The following is a 23,700-nucleotide window of genomic DNA, read 5'->3' as shown; positions in this document are numbered from 1 at the left end:
TGTACCTTAACGATAACCCGATCATGAAGGATGGAATGGTATGTCTCTTGAACAGTTTGCCATCATTGAATCAACCCTGCGCGAGGGGGAACAGTTCTCCGGCGCAAACTTCACCACCGCCCAAAAGGTTCAGATTGCCGAGCAGTTAGATCGCTTTGGGGTGGAATTCCTCGAACTTTCCTCGCCCGTGTCTTCGCCACAAAACGACGCAGATGTGCGGACGATTGTCCGTCTAGGGTTGAAGGCACGCATCCTGACGCACATCCGCTGCAATAAAGAGGACGCCCTTCGCGCCCTTGAGACAGGCGTTCACGGGCTGGATATTGTCATTGGTACATCGCCCGCGCTGCGCAAGTACAGTCACGGCAAGACTATTGACGAGATCATCGACATCGCCCGCGAGGTGCTTAGCTTCGTCCGCAGCCAAGCTCCTAATATCATCCTTCGCTTCAGCACAGAAGATTCTTTCCGCAGCAGCGAAGCAGATTTGCTGCGCGTCTACCTTGCCGTCGCTGGCTTGGGGGTTGTGAATCGGTTGGGGGTGGCGGATACAGTGGGCATTGCCACCCCAACACAGGTAGGCAGTTTGGTCGCCCTGCTGCGCCGTCTGACCCATCTTGATGTGGAATTTCATGGGCATAACGACTCTGGCTGTGCCATTGCCAACGCCTATGCCGCCCTTGAGGGTGGGGCAACGCACATTGATACGACGGTTTTGGGAATCGGAGAGCGCAACGGGATCACCCCACTTGGAGGATTGATCGCCCGTTTGTATATGTTGGATCGCCAGCGCCTTTGTGCGAAATACCAACTGGAAATGCTCAATGACCTCGATCACCTCATCGCCGAGATGGTGGGAGTTCATGTGCCGTTTAACAATTACATCACAGGTTCGGCGGCGTTTACCCACAAGGCGGGGATTCATACGAAGGCTGTTTTAGCCGCCCCAGAGACTTATGAAAGCCTGAATCCCGATGATTTTGGCTTGCGCCGCACAGTGCAAATTGGGCATCGGCTCATGGGTTGGAATGCTGTACGTAGCAGAGCAACAGAATTAGGCTTATCATTAACGGATGATCAGATCAAGCGGGCGACACTTCATATGAAAACGCTCGCCGATCAGCGCCCTTTGGATGCGGAGCAGGTCGATCATTTGCTCCAACATTGGGAACGCATAGAGGCAGAGGCGCAACCTGTAGGGTAGGAACACACCTATGTCGGATTTTGAGGCATATAAACAGTGGATTCTCGCCGCTGATCCGCGTGCGCTGGTCAGCCAACTGGACGATGAAGTTCGCGCCCAGTTGGTTTCCAGCCAAAACTTGATCAACATCTTGGTCATGATGCAGAACCCATCGCCCAAGATGCAAGCGCGGATTGAGAGCGGGGAATTGAACGCCACCCAGATGCTTGAACAAATCACCGGTCACATTGAGCAGGCGTTCACCATATTAGATTTTTTCAAAAAGACGTTAGAAGGGGAATAGGGATGTACCGAAGGGTACATCCCTATTCATGCGTTGTTATGTAGGACGCCTTACACATAGAAAGCGTAGACCTGACCAGAACTCATGAGACAGACCTTTGCCGAGAAAGCATTGGCGCGGGCAGCCGGACTTTCCTCCGTCACAGCGGGGCAGATTGTAGACGCCCGCCCCGATGTGATCCTCAGCCATGACAACACCGCCCCCATTTACGAGACCTTCAAAAAGTTGGGCATCACACGGGTGAAACACCCTGACAAACTGGCGATCACGCTTGATCATGCCGTCCCCGCGCCAACGACGAAACACGCCCAAAACCATGCTGAGATTCGCCAGTTTGTCAAGGATCAGGGGGTCACCACCTTTTTTGAGGCGGGGCGTGGCATTTGCCATCAGGTCTTGAGCGAGGAAGGGGTTGTCCTCCCCGGCGAATTGATCCTCGGTTCAGATAGCCATACCCCCCATTTTGGCTGGTTGGGGGCGTTGGGGGCGGGGATCGGGCGTTCGGAAGTGGCGGCGCTCTGGGCGACGGGTGAGCTTTGGCTGCGCGTCCCGGAATCGATGAAGGTGACCGTCAGCGGAACATGGCAACCGGGTGTGACGGCAAAAGATTTCTGCCTAAAACTGATCGGTGATTTGGGCGTCGATGGCGGAATCTACATGTCGATTGAGTTTCACGGCGCGGCGATCTCAGCGCTCTCGCTGGACAGCCGTGCGGTGATCCCAAACATGATGGCAGAGTTTGGGGCAAAGACGGCATATATCCCCCCCGACAAGGCTGTTTTCGCGTATCTGGCGGGGCGGGCGCGGCGCTCTTATACCCCACTTTACCCCGATCCTGATGCGACCTATGCCGCCGAACATCATTATGACGTCACAACACTTGAGCCGATGATCGCCTGCCCCGACAGCCCCGACAACGTAAAACCCCTTTCGGAAGTTGCCGGAACGCTGATCCAACAAGCCTTCATCGGGACGTGTACGAATGGGCGGATTGAAGATATGGCGGCAGCGGCGGACGTTCTGCGGGGGCGGAAAGTAGCAGCGGGGACGCGCCTTCTGGTCATTCCGGCGTCCAGCCGCGTCTTGGCAGAAGCCATCCAGCGCGGCTATGTGCAGACCTTCATCGAGGCGGGGGCAATGATCGGGGTGCCAGGGTGCGGTCCCTGCATGGGCAACCACATGGGTGTTCCCGCCCCGAATGAGGTGACGATCAGCAGCGCGAATCGCAACTTCAAGGGGCGTATGGGGACGGCATCCGCGCCGCTCTACCTCTCGAATCCTGCGGTAGTTGCCGCCAGCGCCGTGCGTGGGGTGATCACCGACCCAAAGACGCTCTGAGGTTTTTCGCCCCAACCGGTGTACAATGGGCGGTGAGCAAAGCCTTGCCTAACAAATCACCTGCTGGAGCGCCTAAAACCATGAAGCGATGGGCTAGTATCCTTCTCGGACTCGCCATCAGCGCCGCCACGCTTGCCCTCGCCCTCGGCGGGCAAGATTTCTCTCAGATTGGCGGTGAGCTACGCCGCGCCAATTACTTTTGGGTGCTACCTTGCGCTGTGTTTGTCTTTGTGGGGTTGGTCTTTCGCGGCTTTCGGTGGCGAGTGCTGCTGAATGACCGGACGAATCTCACCCACAGCTTTCATATCATGAACGTCGGCTACTTCTTTAATGCATGGCTGCCACTGCGCTTGGGAGAAGTGGCGCGGACGTTTCTCGTCACGCGGCTAACACCGCCCATTTCGATGTTTACAGCGCTCTCTAGCGTTGTTGTGGAGCGTCTGATCGACCTCGGTACGGTGGTTGTCCTCGTGATCCTCGCTATTGTCATTGCGCCCGTCTCGCCAGACATCCAACGCGGGGCGCTTATCTCGGCGGTGATTGCCGCTATCGGAATCGGTGTTTTGCTCCTCTTTGCGCGGCGGCGTGACCTTGCCCACCGTGTGGTGAATCTTGCCCTTCGCCTGCTGCCCTTCTTGGAACGGCTTGGCGTGCGGAAAATTCTCGATAACGTTTTGGACGGAATCGCGCCGGTAAGCTCGCCCAGACTGATGGGGCGGGCGCTTGGATGGTCGTCGCTTGGGTGGGCAATGTCCGTCGTCGCTGGCTTCATCCTCATGTACACCCTCTATGACGAACCGCATTGGGAGGCGGCGCTGCTTATGATTGCCGCTGCCTCCATCGCCATTGCTTTGCCCGCCGTGCCGGGGAGTGTCGGTCCCTTCGAGGCGGCAATCATCCTCGGCTTAAACGCGGGGGGGATGGTGAACGCCGCAAACCCTCAGACCAGCGCCTTCGCCTTCGCCGTGATCTTGCACATCGTCACGGTGGCGATGTATGCCATCCTCGGCTGGATTGGTTTATTATCCGAAAAGATTTCCTTTGGGGAAGTCATCCGCTCTGCCCGCCGCGCATCTGCGGCGAAGCAAGAAGCGGATAATCTTCCCCCCACTGAAACGGTAGACAATGCCTGAGTCCCAACCCAACGAACCGCAACAACCAAAGCGCCGCTTGCGCATTTTAATCAGTATTTTGTACTACGTCCCGCACTACACGGGGTATACCATCCACGTCCGCGATGTGGCGGAGGCACTGGCAGCGCGGGGGCATGAAGTTACCGTCCTGTGCGCCCGTCACTCCCTTGACCTCCCCCGTGACGAGACGATCAACGGCGTGCGTATTGTGCGTTTATGGGCGCCCATTCGCTTGAGTCGGGGGATGATCATGCCCCTTTACCCGCTGGCGCTGCTCGCCTTCATGCGCAAGGTTGATCTCATCTTTGCCAACAGCCCTGCTCTAGAGCCGTTCTTGAACGCGATCATCTCGCGCTTGGTTCGGAAACCTCTAGTGATCACCCACCATGGCGATTTGATTTTGCCGCCCGGGATCAAAAACCGCCTTATTCAAGGGCTGACCTTCACCCTCTTTAAGGTCGCTGCACGGCGGGCGGCACGCCTGATTGGGTACAGCCGCGATTACGCCGATCACAGCTACTACCTAACCCCCTTCAAAGACAAAGTGGCAGTGAATTACCCGCCCATCCATATGCCCCCACCCGACCCCGAACGCGCTGACGAACTGCGTGCTGACTGGCAGCGCGATGGCGGCATTCTGATCGGGTATTGTGGGCGCTTTGTCCAAGAAAAGCGCCCCGACGTGTTAATTCGCTCCCTAGACGTGATTCTGAAAACACATCCCAATGCGCGGATTGTCTTTGCCGGACAATACAACATTCCCTATGAGGACACATGGCAGGTTTACCAACCGCTGATCGAAACCTACCGCGATCACCTCATCTTTCTCGGGATCATCACCAGCCGCGAGGCATTAGCGAATTTCTATGCGGCGCTCGATGTCTTTGTCCTGCCCAGTGATACGGAGTGTTTCGCCCTTGTACAGGTGGAGGCGATGCTGTGCGGAGCGCCCGTCGTCATGACCGATACCCCCGGTGGGCGCGTGCCGGTGACAGTGACAGGGATGGGAAAAATTGTCCCACGTGGCGACCACCAGACAATGGGCAGGGCGGTGATCGACATTGTGGCAAATCGGGCGGCTTATGTGAAGCCCCGCCATGAAATTGAGCGCATCTTCAACTTTGAGGAAACAATCGCCACCTATGAACGCCACTTCCGCGAAGCGGTAGAGGGCTAAGACAACATACCTGTGTGTTCCACCCCCTCACGAAAAGTAAAGGGGGTGAGCCATTTACCCACGCGATTTTCATGGTATAGTGGTGATATGATCAGTCAACCACCCACCTCTTCCCCCGACCCGGAAGAAACCGAACTTCGCTCCCTCATGCTGATGATCTTCTCGGTGGTTTCCTCGATCTTGGTCGTTGGGGTGATTATCGTCCTCGTCATTCTCGTGGGGAGGCAATTTCTTGATTCAGCACGTCGCCCTACAAACGCTACAATCCCGTATAATGTAAACAACCGAAATGTGCCATTGGGGACAACACTCGGCACAATTTTCCCCACAAAGGTGGGGGAGTTCACCCGAACGAACATGGGTGGGACGCTCCAGAATTTTCAGGTTATTTACCAGTACGGTGAGGCGCGGGTGACAGTCAGTGGGTCGCAATCGGTGACAGTGGTGGCGGCACAGGCGCAGGTGAAACGTATTGGAGATCGGGAGGGTAGGGGCAACGGCGGGCAATTCATTGATGAGGCACGCCCCTATTACAGCTTCGATTTTCGCTATGATGCGACAGTCGCCCGAATTGCCTACAGCCGTGATCGTTGGTATTTTGAGATACGTGCAGCAACGCGGGAAGCACTTGATCTGTTTATGAATGGTTTCCCTTACTAACTCTGAAGATAGGTAGTATTGCCATGCCCGCCAAAGTGATGTGGTACGATCCCGACAAAATCATCCTTTATGTGGTCAGTGCGCCGGTGACGGTGGACGACCTTGAGGAAGCGTCCGAGGAAATTTGGGCGCTGGCGGGGGGAATTCCCGATCTGATCGACATTATTTTCGATTACAGCCAAACCACTGGGGAACTTCCACGTGGGGGGATGCGTATTGTGAAGGAAGGGAGTTTCAAACTGCCCAACCTAGAGCGTGTCGCCCTTGTTGGCGATGATTCGATGATTGAGATGATGTTTGCCACCATCGCCCAAGAAACCTACCGTCCCGATCCAACGATTCACCCGACAATCGATGACGCCGCCGCACACTTGCGGCGCTTGGCAGAACAAGACCGGGCATAACATCAGGCACGCTTGGGAAAATACAACCCTACCTCCGCTGCACCCAAATGAAACGCCCCTCGTCCTAACCAACAAAGGATTGCAAAGACCCAGTGATTGTTGAACGCCCCGGCTTGCTCACCCGCTATGAAGCACTTCGTCAAAAGACCGTTGAGGGGATGACCGCCTTTGTCGATACATTAGGAAAGGTGGACGGACTGCCTCCCGACCAGCTTGAGCAGGCACGGGACGCCCTCTTTCATGCCGATCATCCCTACCTTGCTGTGTTTCTGGGCGCGTTCAACACCGGAAAATCCAGCCTGATCAATGCCCTAATCGGGGAAAATGTCCTCAGCGTCGGGGCGACACCGACCACAGATCGTATCGCTATTCTGCGGCATGGCAGCACCGCTCAGACGATGGGCGGCAGCGATATTCAGACGATCTTTCACCCCACCCCTCTCTTAGAGCGTGTCAGCCTTGTGGATACCCCCGGACTCGATTCCGTCTTCAAAGGGCATGATGCCATTACCGGCAAGTTCCTCCACCGCGCCGATCTGGTCTTTCATGTCATGTTGGCAACGCAGGCAATGTCGGCAAGCAATCGCGAATACCTTGAATCGCTGCGTGATTATGGCAAGCGAGTGATCGTCGTGATCAACCAGATTGACCTTGTGGACGAAGGCGAACGGGGAACATTACAGAGCTTTGTCACAGAGCAAGTGCGGGCTGCCTTTGGCGTACAGCCTCAGGTATGGTTGGTCTCCTCGCGCTTAGCGAGCGAGGCGCAAAAGAGCGCCCCGCGTGATTCCCGCCTCTGGGAACAGAGCGGATTCAGCCAGTTTGAAACCTATCTGAATCGCGCCCTAAGCGATGTGGAACGGGCGCGGCAAAAGCTGGAGACACCCCTTCAAATCGCCCGCAATGTGATGAGCGCCGCTAATATCCGCATCCGTGAACAGCAAGACGCCCTTGCCGAATACCGACGCTCGGCGGCAAATGTTCGTGGGCAGATTGACGCCGCTCAAAAGGAACAAGACACCACCGTGCGGGAGGTTGTCACCGCCCTTGAAACGGCATTTGACGAAACGGCACTACGCGGCAAAGCGCTTCTGCGCGAAACTTTCCAGTGGTCAAAGGTGTTTCCCTTGCTTTTCAGCGGGTTGGGGCAGGTGATTCGCTTTCCGCGCTTGTTTCGGCGGCGAAGTGTCGTCGTCAGCCGGATGCTTCCGGCGGCAGAACGGGCGCGGGTGATCGAACCACTGACGACGATCCCCCCGCTTGTGGAGCGCGTCCCGCCGCGTCTGGAAGGGCGCGATGTGAAAGATACTGATGATCTCGTCCTCTATGCGCAGCGGGAGTTAGAACGCCTTCCCGGTGCGCTGCGCGGGAAGGTCATTGGCGATCTCACCCCCCCTGCCCGTTATGATCGGACGCTGTGGGATAAAGCGCGGGATGATCTTTCAGGAACACTTGAAAAAGCGCAGCAGATGGAGACCGACACCCTTGATGGGCAGATTCGCATGACAGCGGGGACGCTGGTCGTCTATCTCTTGAGCATTCTAATCATGGGTTGTTTGCTGCTGACGCTGCTCAGTGTGGCGAATCAGGGAAATTCGGCGGGGTTGTTGATCGTTGCCATGTTCGCCGCCATGCTTGGCGGAATCGCCGCCCTCCCCTTGCGCGGGTGGCTGATGGCAAATGCCTATGGACGGCGCTTAGAGGCGTTAAAACGAGAATACAGCGAGCGCTTTATGAGCGCGGCACGAGAACAGATCAGCTATGGACGGCAATTGCGCGGGGACGCCGTAGCACCCTTTTTGCGAATGGTCGAAACCTACCTCTCGCAAGCGGATACGATCAAAGCGGAGCTTGCCGCCCATACACAGCAGCTCACCGAATTGGAAAAATCTGTCAGCGACTTGAAGGGGTGATGCCCCACCTTTCGTAGACTGGCTAGGGCGTTCCCCAGAAGGCTATCGCCCCTCGTTCTTCGCCTCTGCTTCCAACTGCTCGACCAGTCTACTATCTCGCTGAAGCTGCCGCGCCCGCAGAATGAGCGAGGCGATATAACCGCTCAGGATCACCGCGGCGAGAACATACCCTAAAATCATATAGCCAAGCGTATCAGGTGTTTTCATCAGTCATTGTCCTTAGATTCGTGTGATTTAGGTTACTTGATTCAGCGGCGGGAAAAGGCGAATGTTGACATGATCGCCGCGCAGACGGGTGTAGCCTTCCTCGTCATAAACGCCGTCTTCGTGGGCAAGCGAGAACAGGTAATCGGCTGCCAGTTTTTGGCGGTTTTCCTTTGTGGGCGTTCCTTGTCCCGTTAGAATCAGGGTGGCGAAATCTGCCAACGAATAGGCACTCGCCTCGTTTATCCCTCGGTAAAGCAGCTTGCAAATCCGATCTCCGCGCACATTCACATAGGCAAAGGCAGGCTCCCCCGCGCTGGTGAGGCTTTCCAGATAGCCAATGATAAAGCATTTATGGGTGGAAAAGCGTTCCCGAAAGTTGAAATGCAGGTCGTCCTCCGCACAGCGGCGCTTTTGCTGCCCGCCCACCAGACGATCCGAGGTGTCTTCTGGCTCATCGGTGTCCCCCTCGTAAAAGGCAAGGGCGTAATCGGGAACGGCAAATCCCATCTTGGAAAAGCCGAGCGGCGCACAACGATCACTGAGGCTGGCATACTTGTACGCCAGTTCTTTGTAGGTTTCCCGATCCTCTACTCCAAAAATAGCGACAACCCCCACGACGAAGCGGCGGATTTCCCCTTGCAGTATCAGGTTTTCGGGTTTACCAGCTTGTGGCACGGTCATTTACACTCCCCCTAGCGTCAGGAAATACACCCCATGCCGTCCGGTGGCAACCAGTGGATAGCTGCCCACTTGGTTTGTCGTCATGGGCAACCACAAGACATTTGAGAGCGCCTCGTCAAGGTAGACCGCCGTCACCAGTTCGCCTGTGGGAAAGCTCCATACCCGCAGCGCCCCGGCATCTTCCAACGAGGCGAGGTAGTTTCCATCGGGGCTGACAGCTAACCGGTGAACCCGCGATTTGTGCCGGGTGTTCAGCCTCCCAATCTCCCGCAGGCGACGGAAATCTTCCATATTCCACAGGTAAAGGGTGTATTCGTTTTTGCTCTCTACTTGGACGGCTGTCACCGCAAGGCGCCCATCGGGGGCAAAGGCACAGGCGGAAACTTGCGCCAAGCGATCCACATCAGAATGGTTGAATTCGCGGTTCAGGTGCGGGCGTGGCGTGTTCAGTGAGTCCAGATCAAAGAGGCGGGCGGTGGCATCCGACCACGCCGTAAGAAGCTGCGGCTTGCCATCTACTGTATAGCGCAGCGCAGCATCGCTGACGAAGGCGGCGGGGTTCGTCACATAACATGACCCTATCTTCCCCAGATCGGCGTTGAGGAGGTAAACCGTTTTGTCATCCCCAATACCAATAAGCACATCCGATCCGCTCTCAGTTTTGGTAAGGATCGCTCGGTTCACCGACCACGAATTGGCGGCGAGTGTGCTTTGCCGCAGAGGGGCATCGGGAACGCGCACATCCCACATGTGCATCGTTTTATCGTTGCAAAAGGTGTACAGCCGCTCGCCGCTGCTGCTGAGAAGGGACTCGATAACCGGCGTGTTATGGGGAGCAATACCTACGACCTGCCATATCCCATCCTCCTCCTCGGCTTTCCAAAGCCGCGCTGTGCGATCCAGCGCTCCGGTAGCGATGAGCGGTACATTTCCTCTCACCCCCAATGGAGCAGCGCTCAACCCCCACACCCGCGCCTCGTGCATTTGGGCGTTTGCCTGCCCAATCTGAGCCATATCCCAAACTTTCACCGTTGTATCAAGGCTGCCTGTCACCAGCCGATTTCCGCCATCGTTCGTCGTAATGCTCCAGAGTTCGCCCGTGTGTCCGGCAAGCTCGCGGACGTGTTCCAAAGTGCCGCTTTCGCTGATGTGCCACACTTGGACGGCTGCCCCAAAGGGGTTAAAGAGATAGCGCCCATCGTGACTAAAAACACAGCGGAAAACGCTGCGTCCCTCGTTGGTGACAACCCGTGAAACCTCTTTTGTGTCGAGGATGCGCCTTTCGGCAACGCTCCCCAAAGTGATCTTGCCTTCCGATGTACCGAAGGCAAAGTAACGTTCGTCGGCGCTAAGGGCGCATCCCCACGCCTCACCATCGCTCATTGCAAGGCGTTCCTGATGAATCACCGTCAGTGTTTCGCGGTCATAGAGAAACACCTGATTGCGTTTCGTGGTCAGGATCAACCGCCCATCGGGATGGCTGCTCATAGCGGCGTCAGCGTGACCCTCCACCCGCCCAATGACTTTTGGCGGGCTGCTCTGAATGTCATAGATAAACAGATTTTCGGTGCGGTCATCGGTGACGAGCAGCAACGTTCCATCCGCCGAAAAATGAACGCTGACGGGGCGTAATTCATCTTCTTCAAAAACGGCTTCGCCCGTCTCCCGATCCCAGACACGCAGCCCGTCAAAAAGTCCAGCGCTGGCAAGGTAACGCCCATCGGGGGTGAAGGCACAGTCGGCAATCAACCCTTTATGCCCGTCAAAGGCGCGGAGCTTTGCCCCAGTGTCCACCTCCCAAAGAATCACCTCACCCTTATCCGAGCCGCCAACTACCTGCCGCCCATCGGGGCTAATGGCGCTGGCGCGGACGCCCTCGGTATAGCCAACAAGCCCGCGAATTTGGACGGCGGCGATCTGTGGCACTGCCTGTGTTGCCCGCAGGTGCGTTGCCATATCGCCAAGAACGCGCTCCCGCAGCGCGGGGAAAATGTCTCCGGCACTGATCGATAGCGTTTGAAGGACAGTGCGGGCGTCATCGGCGCGATCTAAGACGTGCGCCATACGGGCAAACCAACCCCGCAAGTGGGCAAGCTGAGTGCGATCAGGCTCAGAATGAATCACCTCGGAATCATTCAGCAAATCCCGCAGTTCTGCCTCCACCACAGAGGCGCGGCGGGTGGAGACGACTCGTGCGGCAAGGTACGCAAAATCCGTCCGGGCAAAGAGTGTGTGATCGCGGCGCAAGGCAGCGATGGATGGATCATGGCGGACGATGGATTCGTAGAGCAAACGATCCACATAGAGATCGCCTTCCGTATCGCGCTCAACAAGTTCGAGTTCCAGAAGGCGGCGAAGGCGATCCTTTTCTCCTGTGCGGGTGAGCAACCGCTCTATGACCGCTGGCGGCACATCCGCCCCGGCGGGAAACAAGGTAAAGAGTATCAGGGCTTGGTAGGCTGGCACACCCATTGTCTTTTGGAGATGGCGGTAAAGGTGATCCCGCTTTTGCCCGTCAGAAAGCCCGACGAATTCTTTGCCAAGCGCATCGACCAACGCTTTTTGGGCGGCGGGAAGGGTGCGCCCGCCAATAGGATCAAAACGGTAGAGATTCACCGCCTTTTGCGCCAGACGGATCACACCCGGATCACGCCCTAGCACATCCGCCAACCCACCGACTCGCCCTTTGCTGCCCTTTCCTGAATCCAAATTCAGAATATCGGCACTGTATTGCGATTGGGCAATCTCTGTCATGGGGGACTGGGCATCGGGTGTCGCCCCCTCTGCTGAGGGTGTCTCACCCCGAAAGAGACTTTCCACATCTGCCCAATCGGAAAAGACCATCTCAACCACTGAGGTTGTTTCGGCGGGCAAGACGCCGCGCTCGCGGGTGGTCACAAGGATAGTATAGTGGGCGTCTTCCCGAAGGTAGGTGTTCAGCAGCGTACCGGGTAGCGCCACATCGTCCAAGATGATCAAGAGCTTTTCGTCGGTCACAAGCTGCGCCGGATTAAGGGGGGAGTCGCCCCCCTCTACGATCCGCTCAATACGCTCAAAAAGGGTGCGGACATCACAATGCCGCGCCAAACGCCACACCAATTGGGATTTCCCCAGGTTGTCATCGCCCACAATACCCACGACGCGCTCACGGATGGTCGGTTTGTTCACCGCCTCGTGCAGTTTTCCGAGCGCCATTGGCAAATAGAAAGATTCATAAACACGATCTGGCATGGGCAGGTGATCTACCGGCGCAAGGGCGAGGCGCGTTCCAAGCGCCGCCAAAACCTCGGCAAAAACCCCTTGATTATCCAATGAGGCTAAGGAAAGCGTCAGCAGAGGGCGGCAGTTCGCTTCCAATAAGCGCCGCGCTGCGCTAATCAGGGGTGGCTCGTTTTCCCCCTCGAATATTCCCTCCACAACCAGCACTGCGTAAGGGCTGGCAGGCAGAGCCTCAACGCCAACGGAATCAAACCCATCAGAAGGCAAGGCACATTCACCCGTCCTCTCATCCAGTGGAAGAATGACGAGATCAAGGCGTGTTCCGTCCGCATCGGTTAGGGGCGTTGTGTAGAGCAGCCGCAGCAGTTCCTCAAAGACCAGCCATGCCCTTTCCCCGGCTTGCACATCACTGGCGGAGCGCAGTCCAGCGGGGTAAAAAATAACCACTGCCTCACGGGGAATATCCGACTTCACCGGGGCAACAAAGCTATCGTGAGAGAGTTCGTAAATGTCGCGCTCGCCGCGCTTTTCATCGGTAAGCAAGCCGGCATCCTTGAGGACAGCATAGGCGTTTTTGTTCGCATCGCTGGTCGCCTCATACATGATCCGTGCCTCGCCCGCCAAAAACCGCTCGCGAATCAGGCGACGAAGGCTTTCTGTGCTGTAGCAAAATGCCTCCGCCAGCCCTTCCCCCTCTTGCCCAGCACCCAAGCCCCCAGACACATTGCGCACCACTCCCAGCGCAATGGCATCTTCATAAATTTCGCGAAGTGTATCGCGAATGGGGTACGCGCTGAGGACATCCTCGCTGATCGTCATCTGCTGGTAGGTGCGCAATTTGTCCCACAGTTTGTAAAGGCGTAACTGAACAAGGATCGGTTTGGCGTACTGCGCCTCATAGCCAAATTCGTGGGTGGGACTGCTCTCTGTCATCAGTTCTGTTTTGAGCGCCTCCACAACGTCAGCGTTGGAGAAGGTGAACCCCGTCGCTTCCATTGGGCGGCGAATAACCTCAATCACCTGATCTTTGTCTAATGGTTGGATCATGATCCGCGTCTCAACCATCCCTTCAAGCGGGCTGGTCGCCTCGCGGTTATCGACAAAATAGCCGAGGTAATCCGTCCGCAGCGCCAACAAAATACGCAAATAGCGATCTGCCACCAGCGCCGCCTGAATTTGCTCAAAGAAGGGGCGGCGGTCTGCCCATCGTTCCTTGTGTAGGCTGAAAATTTCCTCGGCTTGGTCAATAATCACGACGCGGGGTTTCTTCGTGCCGTAACTTGTCTCGTTGTAAAGGCGGTTGGTGGCAAGGTAGTCCGCCAAAGACATCTCACGAAGTGTCGCCTCGCTCAGCATGGTATCCCCCCACCCGCCGCGCTGCCAATAGCGGATCACGCTCTGGCTAAATACATTCCCCAATGCCCCTTCTCCTAATGGAAGTGGGTCGTTCACCCGCGCTTTGGGGAGAACTTGAAGGTTTTCCTTCCTCAAGCGGGGGATTAAACTGGCGTTGATCAGGGAGGTTTTGCCCGCGCCAGAGACGGCATGCAGAATCACTAGCGCGTTGGCGACAATCAGCCGGTATATATCATCGGTTTCCGTTTCCCGCCCATAGAAATGGGGATGGGCTTCGTGGTACGGTCTGCCGGGGTAAGGGTTAGTGAAGGTCACGTCAGTTAGCCTCCGGTGGCGGCGGTACGGGCGGTATAGGCGTCGATCACGCTTTTTAAGAAGGCTTGCGGGTCTGCCCAAAAAACACGAATCCCTAACGCACCATAGTATTGAATGATGTAATCGCGGTGGCGGGGGGAATAATCTTCAAAATCTGGCTCAACGGCGTAACACCATGTCTCTACGGCAGTACTGCCCCCCCCGTCGCTGGTCAGTATCTCGCGGAACAACGAGTGACCTACCCCGCCGGGAAACAGGCTTTTCAAGACAAATTTAAAACTCCAATCGAACAAGCCATGCCCTAAAAACAAGAGTGGTACATTTTGGATGCGTTCCTGAATGGCGGTGGGAAAGTCTTTTGTGTCACTGCGTAGGTAATGGATGTAATCCATCTCGGTGACGACCATGGAGCGCGGCACGTCTTTGTTTCCATTTAGGTAGAGAACGAACGGTTCTTTTTCATCGTCTGCGCCAGATTCGATGTGCGAAAGTTGATCCACTTTGGCAAGTGTCGTGTTCGTCTTATCCAACTGCCGATAGAACTCCTCATAGGCTTTGCTGGACTTTTTGAACCAGCTGACCAGCGAGCGACGCGGCGTTTTCCGCCGTTTTTTCAATTCAGAGTAGAGCAAATCGTCATATTCCGTCGTCACATAGCCATGAAAAGGAAGCTGCGCCAACAAACGCAGGGGGTGATCAACGGCTAACACGCTTTCCCGATTATCGCGGTACTTATCTTCTTCCTCTTGGATAATCGTTGTGATGTTTTCCTTGAGGGTGGCATCGCCTTTCAAGCGCTTTACCCAGTGGGAAATCCCCGGCAGGTTGCGGAGCGGGTTTTCCAACGAGGGTAAATCGTGATAGGCAAACAAATGCGCTGCCAACTTATCACGGGTATAGCGGTAGTGGTTTGTCTCTGGATAATCGTACAGTCCCGCCCCAACAATGGGAATCAACCGCCCGCGCAGCATATCCGCGATCAGCGTGTCCATATCCGCTTGGGGAATATCCGGCGGGCGTTGCCGGCGGACAGCCACACCTGCTGCCATCCCACTCGGCGTTTCAAGAAGTGCCGAGGGCTGCTCTCGTTCGGGGGAGGGCTGGCTGGTGAGCAAATGGGCAAGACGGGCGCCCAATTCCCCGCGCCAGAGGGTAAGTACCTCCCCGCGCAGCCCGTCTGGGCGGCGGAGGTAACGATCTCCGACACGGGCGATCAAGTTTGGGAGGTCTTTGGGCGTCCCACTTAGAATAACCAAGAGGTGCTTCACGCTGTTCACCCGACTCAGAAGGGCAAGTGTCGCCTCAAGTCCGGCGTCACTCCCTCCGAAGAATTCGACATCCAGCAGCACTGCCGCATACGTTCCCGCATCATCGATCATCCGGGCGGCAAGTGCCATCACCGCATCGCTATCTGTGCCGAGATCACGGGCTTCTTTGAAGCTGTAACGGAGGGAGGCTGGAAGCGCCTGATGATCCCCTCGTAATGCTGTGCCGCCGAGGAATAAAACACTATTCATGAGGTGCATTCGCCCATTGATTGGCTGAGGTCGTTCCACCCCCATTCTAGCCTATGGAAAACGGACTTGGCAAATAGGGACAGGGAGGCGGTTGTCCTAGATGGGTTTTCTATGCGTTTTCCACATTTGCGCCAAACAAGACGAGGAAAGCGCTTTTCATATGCCGTTTTGCCTCCCCTGCGGTACACTGTTCCCCGCATAATATCCCATCCCAAATGATAGGCACACAAGCCAAGATAGTGTACAGCCCATGCCCTTGCTCACTAGCCTAGATAACAGCCGCCTAAATTACACTGCCGCCACGTGGACGCTCACCCAAGCCCACGAAGGGCGCACCATTCTTCTTGTGCAAGGCGACCCCTCAGGACTCCAATGTGACGCGGACTTTGCCCGCGCACGACGCCTACCCTCAGCGCTTTCTCCAGATGGGGTGCAGATGGTCGTCACGGGGTACGCGGCGGAAGATAATACATGGCATGTGGGCATCATCCTGACGCCGCCGCTGGCGGCTGAGCGCGGCGGGCGTTGGTGTGGCTTAGCTGTGTGGGCAGCGGCGGATTCGGCGGCGGCACGCGATGCCGGAGAAAGCCTTGCCGGAATCTTGCAGCGCCCCTTTCGCTATGTCCCCCCCCAACCAACTGTCCCAGATGTGGCGGACGAAGACGAACCTGACGAGGACGACCAACCAGCGCGGGAAGCCCCGCCCCCGCCCCCCTTGCTCCCGCTCCCCATCGACCTCAGCGGTGAATATGTCCTTGCGCTTGATCCGCCCCAAACCTTGATTCTACGCCGTCCCTCGGCGTGGCGACGCGGGGGGATCATACGGACGGTTGTCCTCGCCTTGCTTGTGCCAGTGTTTGCTTATCTTTCCCTCGGCGCGGTGACGAGTATCTTTGCCCCCGTGCAACCAGAGTGGTTACCCTATGTGGGCGTCCTGATTACCCTTATTTTGGTCGTCTTAGCCGTGCGACAAGGGGCGGAGGTTTTCCGCGATGTGCATGTCTCTGTCGATGGACGGGCGGGGCTGCTGCGGCGGCAAACACGGGGACGGCGTATCTTGGCTCAATCGCCCTTTGAAGGGATTGATTACCTACTTCTCAGCCAGACGATCAACCGACGACAGAACACCGACGATGAACGGGGGAGTGGGGCGCTTCGGTTTTCGGCAGAAGTGTGGCTTCATGCCTATTCGTCGCGCCGAGGGTTCATCCCCTTGTGTCAGGTCAGCGATAGCCCGGGTCTCATGGCTCACGCCGCCGCCGAACGGGAAGATCGCCGCATCCTTGATCTACGCGAGATCGCCACGCCCGCCCATCACGCCGCTGCTCACCTTGCGGCGTTGATGAATGTCCCCGTTTATCTCGAAACGCGCTAATCGGAAAGAACAGCCACACATGGCGGGCGCACCTATCCGATGCGCCCTACAAAACCAGCGCCACAGCAGCGCTTAGACGGTTTTCCCCGTAAACCGATAGCCAATCCCATACTCGTTCTGAATATAGGTTGGGGTGCGCGGATCGGGTTCGATCTTCCGCCGCAGGTGTGAGACGTAAATGCGCGGATAGTGATGCTCCGAACTGTATTCGTAGCCCCATACTTGCTCTAGAATTTGTTGAAAGGTGAGGACTTGCCCCTTGTGCTTGACAAAGGTGGCAATCAGCTTGAACTCCGTTGGCGTCAGACGAATTTCTTCACCTCCCACCCAAATCCGGCGGGCGTTCACATCTACCGTCAGGTAATCATCGGCATAGATTACTGGGGTAGTTTCGTCTTCATCCGTTCGCTGCGCCCGCCGCAAAAGCGCCCGCACACGGGCATGAAATTCAATATGCCGAATCGGTTTGATCATGTATTCGTCCGCACCGAGATTCAGCCCCCGTGCGATCTCCTCCTCCGAAACGGCATGAGCGGTAATCATCAAGACCGGCACATTCGAAAGTTCGCGGATGCGCTGGCAGACCGTCAACCCGTCCATCCCGGGCAGCGCCACATCCAACACAACAAGATTGGGGCGGTATTCGTGAAAGGCACGCAGCCCTTCCAAGCCGTTGTTGGAGGTCTTGGTTTCATAGCCGTGCTGCTCTAATTCCATTTGGAGCAGACGATTCATTTCGGGGTCATCTTCAACAAGTAACACTTTGAGCGCCATAGTCACCCCATCTGAAATGCAGATTTTCGGTACACTAGATGAAAGAGAAACGTTTTTACGTCCGCGCATTGTAACACTGGGTTCGCCTTTCCCGAACAAGAGGTTCTTCATGAAGGTCATTTTTCGTTTGGTCATTATTCTGATCGTGATCCTTGCCATCCTCGTTGGGGCGGTGGGCGGGCTTGCCCTCTCCCTTGTGCGGAAACCACTTCCCCAAACAGAGGGGACAATTGCCCTCGCCGGACTCAACGGGGAGGTAACCATCCGCCGGGATTCCTACGGGGTTGCCCATATTTACGCGGCAAGCCTTGCTGATCTCATTTTTGCCCAGGGGTTTGTTCACGCCCAAGAACGCTGGTGGCAGATGGAATTCCAGCGCCATATTGGGATGGGGCGCATCGGTGAACTGGTGGGGGATGTGCCGCGTGTTCGCGCCAATGATATCTTCATCCGAACGGTGGGCTGGAATCGCGCTGCTCAGGCGGATGCTGATGCCGCTTCGCCAGAAACCCGCGCCTTCCTTGAATCCTACAGCGCTGGCGTAAATGCCTACATTGCGGGCAAGACGGGCGGCGAACTGGGCGTTGAATATTCGCTGCTTGGCGTGACGGGTGTAACGATCCCCATTGAGCCATGGCAGCCCGTCCATACCTTTGCCTGGGCAAAGGTGCTGGCGTGGCAGTTGAGCAATGGCTACGACCTTGAACGCGATATGATCACCCTTCGTAAGACCTTTGGCGCAGACACAGATACCTACCTGAACGACCTCATGCCCCCTTATCCGGGGGAGGTGTTCCCCTACACCGTAGAACCGAGCGATTTTTCTGGGGGCATCCTCTCCGCCGCATCCTTACGCCCGCCAACGGGGATTGACTATAGCCATGTTGCCACGACAATGATCGGGGATATGGACGCTCTGAATACCTTGCTCCCACATGGGGCAAGCAACAGTTGGGTGGTTGCCGGATCGCGCACCACGACGGGGAAACCTCTCTTGGCAAATGATCCCCACTTGGGGCAGCAATCGCCCGCCCTCTTTTACCAGATTGGCTTACACTGCACGCCTGTAACGGCGGCATGTCCTCTTGATGTGACGGGCTTTTCGCTCCCGGGTGCGCCTTTCATCCTCATTGGGCGGAATGCACGGATCGCCTGGGGGCTGACGACGCCCCCCGTCGATAACGAAGACCTCTACATCATCACCCCCGACCCCGCCGATCCAACGAAGTATATCCTCGATGGTGAATCCATCCCCTTCACCATGATCACCGAGACAATTCGCTTTGGTGATGGCACAGCCCCGCTCGATGTTCCAGTCAAGATCACCCGTTGGGGACCGCTTGTCACCAGCGATAAAGATAGTGAGGGCAATCCGCAGCAGCCAATGGCATTGCGCTGGACGGGCATTGAAGGGACAACCGACCTGATCGGCAGCAGCTATAAGCTGAACATTGCCGCGAACTTTGACGAATTCCGCGAGGCATTGAAAACGTGGAATACGCCCTCCCAAAACTTCGTCTATGCTGATGTCGATGGCAATATTGGCTATCAACTCCCCGGCAAGGTGCCGATTCGAGGGGCGGGACACAGTGGGCTGTTTCCTGTCGATGGCTCGGTGACGACCTATGATTGGAAGGGCTTCCTCCCCTACGACCTGATGCCCCGCCTCTACAACCCCGAACGCGGCTACATTCTGACGGCGAATCAAGCGATCACGCCGCCTGAATACGCGGCGATGCTGGCGGGGCGGCTGGATGGCGAATATGGGGAGGGGGCAACCTACCTCAGCAACCAAGACCCCGCCTATGGATTCCGCGCCGGGCGTATCCGCGATCTGATTCTGGCGACGGAACAGCATAGCGTCGATACGTTCAAGGCGATGCAGGCAGATACCTTTTCCTACCCCGCCTCAAAACTTCTTCTGATGGGGCTTGGCTATGATTATGGCGACACCATTCCGGCGGCGTTTTTGGCGTGGCTGCGAGGCTGGAATTACACCCTGACCGCCGAGAGCGGGCAAGCGGTCTTTTCTGAGACGTTTTGGAATCTCACCGTTCAGAAACTCTGGCGAGATGAATTAGGGCAGGGGTATGGTTTGGGATCGCGGGGGGTATGGGCAACGATCCTCCAACTTGGGCAACCTGACTCGCGCTGGTGGGACGATGTAACGACACCAGCGATAAAGGAAACCCGTGACGATATTCTAAAAGCGGCGTTCCTTGAGGCATACCAAACTGTCACAAAGCACAAGGGGGTGAACTATGAAACATGGCGGTGGGGCGATGTTCATCGGGTAACCTTCCTCGCCAACCCGCTTGGTGTCAGCGGGATCGCGCCTATTGAGTCGCTGGTGAACAGTGGCCCCATCGGCGTAGGAGGTGGGAGCGCCACCATCAACCGCCAAGATTACCTCTACGATGCGGCGACCTTCACCTTTGAGGTCGATCATGTCAGTGTTCTGCGGCTGATTGTCGATTTCAACGATCTAGAGGCGAGTTGGTGGAGTCACGCGCCGGGGCAGAGCGGACATCCCGCCAGCGGGAATTACCGCGATCAACTGGAGATGTGGGCGCGGGTTGGCTATCTGCCAATGGTGACCATCCCAGAGAAGATGGGCGAGGTGAAGGTGTTAAACCTGAGACCAACCGTTCTTTCGCGCTGAAGAGAGGAAGTAGGCTGAAGATACAAAGACAGATGCTCTGTGTAGGGCGTCTGTCTTGATGGATAGGGCAGCTTAATCCAGCACACAGGGGTCGCCGCTAAATTGATTGCTGGCAGGGGTGTACTGCATCACCTCGATAGCAATCCCCGAAGGGTCGTTCAGCCATGCTTGCCATGCCTTGTCTGCGCCAAAGGTCTTATCGCTAATTTGCCAGCCCTTCCCGCGCACAGCGGCGATCAGCGCGTCGATATCCGCCACTTCTAGGCAAAAATGCCGCAGCAAGGGGCGTTCGTTGGGCAGATCGCCGCCATCATGGAACACCTCAATGAACGTAGTCTCCCCCACCGCCAGATAAAACCCGCAGAGAACACCGTTTTTCACGAAATCAAAGGCTTTTGTCATGCCGAGAATGTCGCAGTAAAACCGTTCTGTCGCGGCGAGATCAGCCGTGACAATGTTGATATGGGCAAGGCGGGTGATCATGGGGGAAATCCTTTGCGTGAGGGGAGCGCTAACAACTGGAGGGTTGTAAACGGTTAAAATGGTTACAACAACGGGACGCCGTTTGTGGCGTCCCGCAATGAGCAGCGTCGGGTTAGCTCTTGCCCGCGTCGTAGCCGGGACCGCCACGCGCTTTATCGAAGAAGTGATAGTTCGGGTCAATATCCGCCGTGAGATCAACCACCTCACCGCCGGCTGCCTTGTAGCGCTCCCCACCAAAGGGAATACGCTCCTGATCGGCTGCCATTTCGTAGCCTTGTGGCACATCATCTTCGGGGAAGATCGCCTCGAAGGGGCATTCAGGGACGCACGCGCCGCAGTCAATGCACGTTGCCGGATCAATGAAATACCAGGGCCATTCGTTTTCTGGCAGACCGGGGATGATACATTCAACGGGGCAAACTTCCACACACGCGCCGTCGCGCAGACACAAACTGGTGATAATATGAGTCATTGAATTGCACTCCTCAGATAGGTCTGTCCTTGATCATGATCACACTCTAACACCCCCCCCTTGAAAAGACTGTGACTTTAGTCCCACTTTTGGGGTCATCGCTAAAAGCACTTGTATGCCTTTAGACCTTACGCAGTTGTCCTCATCCCCCTGCGACCCGCCTTCGGCGTGTTCCCGCTTCTCCCAGTGGGAGAAGCGGGAATCCATTTTTTGAGGGGGGTTCCCCCTCAAATGTCCCCTTTCAATGAATACGGGGTAAACACGTTCAACTGCGTAAGTCCTATGGGCGGTTGCATTTTTTTGTTCGCCCACTTTGGTTTACAATCTCCCCTATGGATTGCACCCCGCTATGTGATGGGATTTCCACCTTATGACTCTTTCTGAATCGCTCGCGGGCGACATGCGCGAACGAAATGTCCCGCTGGATAGCCCGCGTCTCGGTGGTGAGACGGACTATATTAGCACGCTTGCTCGCCTGCTAAACGGGTTATTCATGGTGCGTGATTGGCAAAACATCTCTCGCATCGTTCGCGGGCAGCCCGTGAATGCCGTTCTCTTTCGGGGGACGTTGCTCGGTGATGCGGAACAGGTCTACCCTCAGATGACAGAGCGCTTTAAAACGGCGGGCTATACGCCGCTTTTGGAGCGGCGCAACGGGGTGGATATGTGTATTGCCTTACAAGGGACGATTGCCGCCGCGCCGGTGATGACCCGCCCCTGGGTGCATGGGCTGCTGCTGCTGATCACCATCCTTACGACGACCATCAGCGGGGCAGGCTTCATGGGTTACTTTCCCAATGTCGTTCTGCGCGAATTACAACGCGGGAATTGGACCTACATCGGCAAAACACTAGCGGCGGGCTTTCCCTTTGCCTTCACCTTGCTTCTCATTTTAGGCGTTCACGAGATGGGGCATTACCTCGCCGCACGACGGCATGGGGTCATTGTGACACTGCCCTACTTTATTCCCTTCCCTTTCATCGGGATTTTGGGGACGCTCGGTGCGGTGATCTTCATCCGCAGCCCGCTGACGAACCGCAAGGCGCTCTTTGATGTGGGCATTGCCGGTCCGCTTGCCGGGTTTGTGGTAGCGCTCATTGCCTTCATCATTGGCTTACTTAGTGAGCAAGCCATGAGCCGCAATATGCTCTTTCTAAACCTCTTTGGCACAGAGCGCATCGGTATGCCGATCTTGCTGAACGTTGTGCAAGATATTTTTCGCCCCGATATGGTCGATCTGGCGCGACATGTTGTGCGGCAGCCCATAGCATTGGCGGCGTGGTTTGGGATGCTCCTCACCGTCCTCAATCTACTTCCGATTGGGCAGTTGGATGGCGGGCATATCATGTACACCCTCTTTGGGCGGGCGTCGTGGACAATTGCCCTCCTCGCCTTTGGGTCGATGCTCGTGTTGGGTATGACCACTTTCCCCAGTCTGATCTTCTTCGCGTTCTTAGTCCTGCTGACAGGGCTACGCCACCCTCCGCCAGGGAACGACATTACCCCTCTGAACCCCACACGACGGGCGATTGGCTATGCGACAATTGCTCTCTTTTTCCTGATCGGAACGCTCACCCCGTTCCCTTTGTAAAGGCACGCGCAGTACCTATTTCAAAAAAACAATTTTCCTACCCCCTCAGCAACGGCTGAGGGGGAATTCAGATCACCTGACTGATTTTTCCGCCCAGAACGCCGATCAGGACCATATGACGGTGGGTGAAGCGGATGGGGTTTGTCTCATCGGCGGGGTCGAATTCGGGGGCGTGCCATGCGGCAACCTCTGGCGGCGCTTGGCGAAGCATCACTTTGAGGCGAATTACTGTATCGGGATCGTTGTTTTGCATCTGCGTCCACCAGCCGAGGTCGAACACGACACCGATCACCTCGCTGAGGGTCACCGTATAGCCTACCCCTCGCAAGAAGGACTCCCACTCTGGTTGGCTGTACTGCCAGGCATGGCTTGGATCGCGGAGGGTTTCAAAAGCGTTGCAGTAGTTAGCCGGAAGGGGGTCGGCAGGCCCAATCTGATCGACAATGCCGATTACACCGCCCGCTTTGGTGATCCGCGCACATTCACGGACAAAGCCCGGCACATCGGTGAAATGATGCGCCGCAAAGCGACAGGTAACCACATCAACGGCGGCGGGGGAAAAGGGTAGCCGTACCGCGTCTAAATTGAGATAGTCTGCGCTGACGCCCGCTTGGGCAAGGTTGCCCTGTGCGGCGTGTAACATAGGGAGCGTGAGATCAGCGGCAATGACCGCCGCTCCCGCCTTCGCCATCCCCAAAGCAACATGCCCACCACCAGTAGCAATATCGAGAGCATGTTTGCCCGGCGCGGGCTGAACACCTTCCAGAAGGCGATCCAACGTGTAGCCCATGCTGTGGACAGGGCTGCCGACATAGTTGGCTGCCAGAGCGCCAAAGCGTTCTTGGGAAAGCGTGCGGGGGTCAGATGCGTGAGTCATCGATTGTGCCTTTGGAGAAGAACTCCCCTTCGCCATCCTTTGGGAAAGGGGAGCATGTC

The 23,700-nt window shown here is 56.5% G+C and carries 19 protein-coding genes; 11 read left to right on the top strand and 8 right to left on the bottom strand.

Translation table 11 applies throughout. The features are described from left to right. The first annotated feature begins 40 nt into the window (after positions 1 to 40). The 8 genes from lysS to HS103_18120 all read left to right on the top strand — a co-directional run bounded on the left by lysS (position 41) and on the right by HS103_18120 (position 8,112). Positions 41 to 1,204, top strand: a complete 1,164-nt coding sequence (gene lysS, locus HS103_18155; GenBank protein ID MBE7514719.1) for a homocitrate synthase — start codon at positions 41 to 43, stop codon at positions 1,202 to 1,204. Positions 1,205 to 1,214: 10 nt separating this feature from the next. Continuing rightward, entirely contained in the window at positions 1,215 to 1,487 is a 273-nt protein-coding gene (locus HS103_18150) for a hypothetical protein (protein ID MBE7514718.1), read from the top strand. Positions 1,488 to 1,571: 84 nt separating this feature from the next. Continuing rightward, positions 1,572 to 2,825, top strand: coding sequence for a 3-isopropylmalate dehydratase large subunit (locus tag HS103_18145; GenBank protein ID MBE7514717.1), 1,254 nt, complete (start codon positions 1,572 to 1,574; stop codon positions 2,823 to 2,825). 80 nt (positions 2,826 to 2,905) lie between these two features. Then, positions 2,906 to 3,958, top strand: a complete 1,053-nt coding sequence (locus HS103_18140) for a flippase-like domain-containing protein (protein MBE7514716.1) — start codon at positions 2,906 to 2,908, stop codon at positions 3,956 to 3,958. Further along, positions 3,951 to 5,135: a glycosyltransferase family 4 protein gene (locus HS103_18135; GenBank protein ID MBE7514715.1), complete on the top strand. Its 1,185-nt coding sequence runs from the start codon at positions 3,951 to 3,953 to the stop codon at positions 5,133 to 5,135. The genes HS103_18140 and HS103_18135 overlap by 8 nt, the downstream gene beginning before the upstream one ends. 87 nt (positions 5,136 to 5,222) lie before the next feature. Further along, positions 5,223 to 5,795 (top strand): hypothetical protein, encoded by a 573-nt coding sequence (locus HS103_18130; GenBank protein MBE7514714.1) that lies wholly within the window; start codon positions 5,223 to 5,225, stop codon positions 5,793 to 5,795. 23 nt (positions 5,796 to 5,818) lie between these two features. Beyond that, entirely contained in the window at positions 5,819 to 6,199 is a 381-nt protein-coding gene (locus HS103_18125) for an STAS/SEC14 domain-containing protein (protein MBE7514713.1), read from the top strand. A gap of 92 nt (positions 6,200 to 6,291) precedes the next feature. Then, complete coding sequence (locus HS103_18120) at positions 6,292 to 8,112, top strand: dynamin family protein (protein MBE7514712.1); 1,821 nt, start codon at positions 6,292 to 6,294, stop codon at positions 8,110 to 8,112. 42 nt (positions 8,113 to 8,154) lie between these two features. On the opposite strand, the gene HS103_18115 is transcribed toward HS103_18120, so the two are convergent. The 4 genes from HS103_18115 to HS103_18100 are packed head-to-tail and all read right to left on the bottom strand — an operon-like array spanning position 8,155 to position 15,407. Next, positions 8,155 to 8,319, bottom strand: coding sequence for a hypothetical protein (locus tag HS103_18115; GenBank protein ID MBE7514711.1), 165 nt, complete (start codon positions 8,317 to 8,319; stop codon positions 8,155 to 8,157). A 27-nt stretch (positions 8,320 to 8,346) separates the two neighbouring features. Beyond that, on the bottom strand, positions 8,347 to 9,000 hold the full coding sequence (locus HS103_18110; GenBank protein MBE7514710.1) for a hypothetical protein: 654 nt from the start codon (positions 8,998 to 9,000) through the stop codon (positions 8,347 to 8,349). Next, positions 9,001 to 13,890 carry a WD40 repeat domain-containing protein gene (locus HS103_18105; protein MBE7514709.1) on the bottom strand — a complete coding sequence of 1,630 codons (4,890 nt, stop codon included), beginning with the start codon at positions 13,888 to 13,890 and terminating at the stop codon, positions 9,001 to 9,003. Between the two features lie 5 nt (positions 13,891 to 13,895). After that, the gene (locus HS103_18100; protein MBE7514708.1) at positions 13,896 to 15,407 is read right to left on the bottom strand and encodes an SIR2 family protein; all 1,512 of its coding nucleotides are present in this window, start codon (positions 15,405 to 15,407) and stop codon (positions 13,896 to 13,898) included. Between the two features lie 250 nt (positions 15,408 to 15,657). Between HS103_18100 and HS103_18095 the strand changes: the two genes are divergently transcribed. Then, positions 15,658 to 16,782, top strand: a complete 1,125-nt coding sequence (locus HS103_18095; GenBank protein MBE7514707.1) for a hypothetical protein — start codon at positions 15,658 to 15,660, stop codon at positions 16,780 to 16,782. Between the two features lie 72 nt (positions 16,783 to 16,854). Here HS103_18095 and HS103_18090 read toward each other — a convergent pair whose 3' ends face one another. Then, a complete protein-coding gene (locus HS103_18090) occupies positions 16,855 to 17,556 on the bottom strand; it encodes a response regulator transcription factor (GenBank protein MBE7514706.1) in 702 nt (233 codons plus the stop codon). A 109-nt stretch (positions 17,557 to 17,665) separates the two neighbouring features. Here HS103_18090 and HS103_18085 point away from each other — a divergent pair, with 109 nt between their 5' ends. Then, positions 17,666 to 20,218, top strand: coding sequence for a penicillin acylase family protein (locus HS103_18085; GenBank protein MBE7514705.1), 2,553 nt, complete (start codon positions 17,666 to 17,668; stop codon positions 20,216 to 20,218). A gap of 72 nt (positions 20,219 to 20,290) precedes the next feature. On the opposite strand, the gene HS103_18080 is transcribed toward HS103_18085, so the two are convergent. Further along, complete coding sequence (locus tag HS103_18080) at positions 20,291 to 20,701, bottom strand: VOC family protein (GenBank protein ID MBE7514704.1); 411 nt, start codon at positions 20,699 to 20,701, stop codon at positions 20,291 to 20,293. Positions 20,702 to 20,813: 112 nt separating this feature from the next. Further along, a complete protein-coding gene (locus tag HS103_18075) occupies positions 20,814 to 21,173 on the bottom strand; it encodes a ferredoxin family protein (protein ID MBE7514703.1) in 360 nt (119 codons plus the stop codon). 370 nt (positions 21,174 to 21,543) lie between these two features. Between HS103_18075 and HS103_18070 the strand changes: the two genes are divergently transcribed. Continuing rightward, positions 21,544 to 22,764 (top strand): site-2 protease family protein, encoded by a 1,221-nt coding sequence (locus HS103_18070; GenBank protein ID MBE7514702.1) that lies wholly within the window; start codon positions 21,544 to 21,546, stop codon positions 22,762 to 22,764. 67 nt (positions 22,765 to 22,831) lie between these two features. Here the strand turns inward: HS103_18070 and HS103_18065 are convergent, their stop codons facing one another. Then, positions 22,832 to 23,641: a class I SAM-dependent methyltransferase gene (locus HS103_18065; protein MBE7514701.1), complete on the bottom strand. Its 810-nt coding sequence runs from the start codon at positions 23,639 to 23,641 to the stop codon at positions 22,832 to 22,834. Positions 23,642 to 23,700 lie beyond the last annotated feature (59 nt).

This window comes from Anaerolineales bacterium (assembly GCA_015075625.1).
Classification (GTDB): Bacteria; Chloroflexota; Anaerolineae; order Aggregatilineales; family UBA2796; genus UBA2796.
Note: the sequence above shows the minus strand (reverse complement) of the source record. Positions and strands in the feature narration are given on the sequence as shown.

Coding starts and splice junctions, on each gene's coding strand:
- lysS (MBE7514719.1), top strand. CDS start 41: ATGTCTCTTGAACAGTTTGCCATCATTGAATCAACCCTGCGCGAGGGG.
- HS103_18150 (MBE7514718.1), top strand. CDS start 1,215: ATGTCGGATTTTGAGGCATATAAACAGTGGATTCTCGCCGCTGATCCG.
- HS103_18145 (MBE7514717.1), top strand. CDS start 1,572: ATGAGACAGACCTTTGCCGAGAAAGCATTGGCGCGGGCAGCCGGACTT.
- HS103_18140 (MBE7514716.1), top strand. CDS start 2,906: ATGAAGCGATGGGCTAGTATCCTTCTCGGACTCGCCATCAGCGCCGCC.
- HS103_18135 (MBE7514715.1), top strand. CDS start 3,951: ATGCCTGAGTCCCAACCCAACGAACCGCAACAACCAAAGCGCCGCTTG.
- HS103_18130 (MBE7514714.1), top strand. CDS start 5,223: ATGATCAGTCAACCACCCACCTCTTCCCCCGACCCGGAAGAAACCGAA.
- HS103_18125 (MBE7514713.1), top strand. CDS start 5,819: ATGCCCGCCAAAGTGATGTGGTACGATCCCGACAAAATCATCCTTTAT.
- HS103_18115 (MBE7514711.1), bottom strand. CDS start 8,319: ATGAAAACACCTGATACGCTTGGCTATATGATTTTAGGGTATGTTCTC.
- HS103_18110 (MBE7514710.1), bottom strand. CDS start 9,000: ATGACCGTGCCACAAGCTGGTAAACCCGAAAACCTGATACTGCAAGGG.
- HS103_18100 (MBE7514708.1), bottom strand. CDS start 15,407: ATGAATAGTGTTTTATTCCTCGGCGGCACAGCATTACGAGGGGATCAT.
- HS103_18095 (MBE7514707.1), top strand. CDS start 15,658: ATGCCCTTGCTCACTAGCCTAGATAACAGCCGCCTAAATTACACTGCC.
- HS103_18090 (MBE7514706.1), bottom strand. CDS start 17,556: ATGGCGCTCAAAGTGTTACTTGTTGAAGATGACCCCGAAATGAATCGT.
- HS103_18085 (MBE7514705.1), top strand. CDS start 17,666: ATGAAGGTCATTTTTCGTTTGGTCATTATTCTGATCGTGATCCTTGCC.
- HS103_18080 (MBE7514704.1), bottom strand. CDS start 20,701: ATGATCACCCGCCTTGCCCATATCAACATTGTCACGGCTGATCTCGCC.
- HS103_18075 (MBE7514703.1), bottom strand. CDS start 21,173: ATGACTCATATTATCACCAGTTTGTGTCTGCGCGACGGCGCGTGTGTG.
- HS103_18070 (MBE7514702.1), top strand. CDS start 21,544: ATGACTCTTTCTGAATCGCTCGCGGGCGACATGCGCGAACGAAATGTC.
- HS103_18065 (MBE7514701.1), bottom strand. CDS start 23,641: ATGACTCACGCATCTGACCCCCGCACGCTTTCCCAAGAACGCTTTGGC.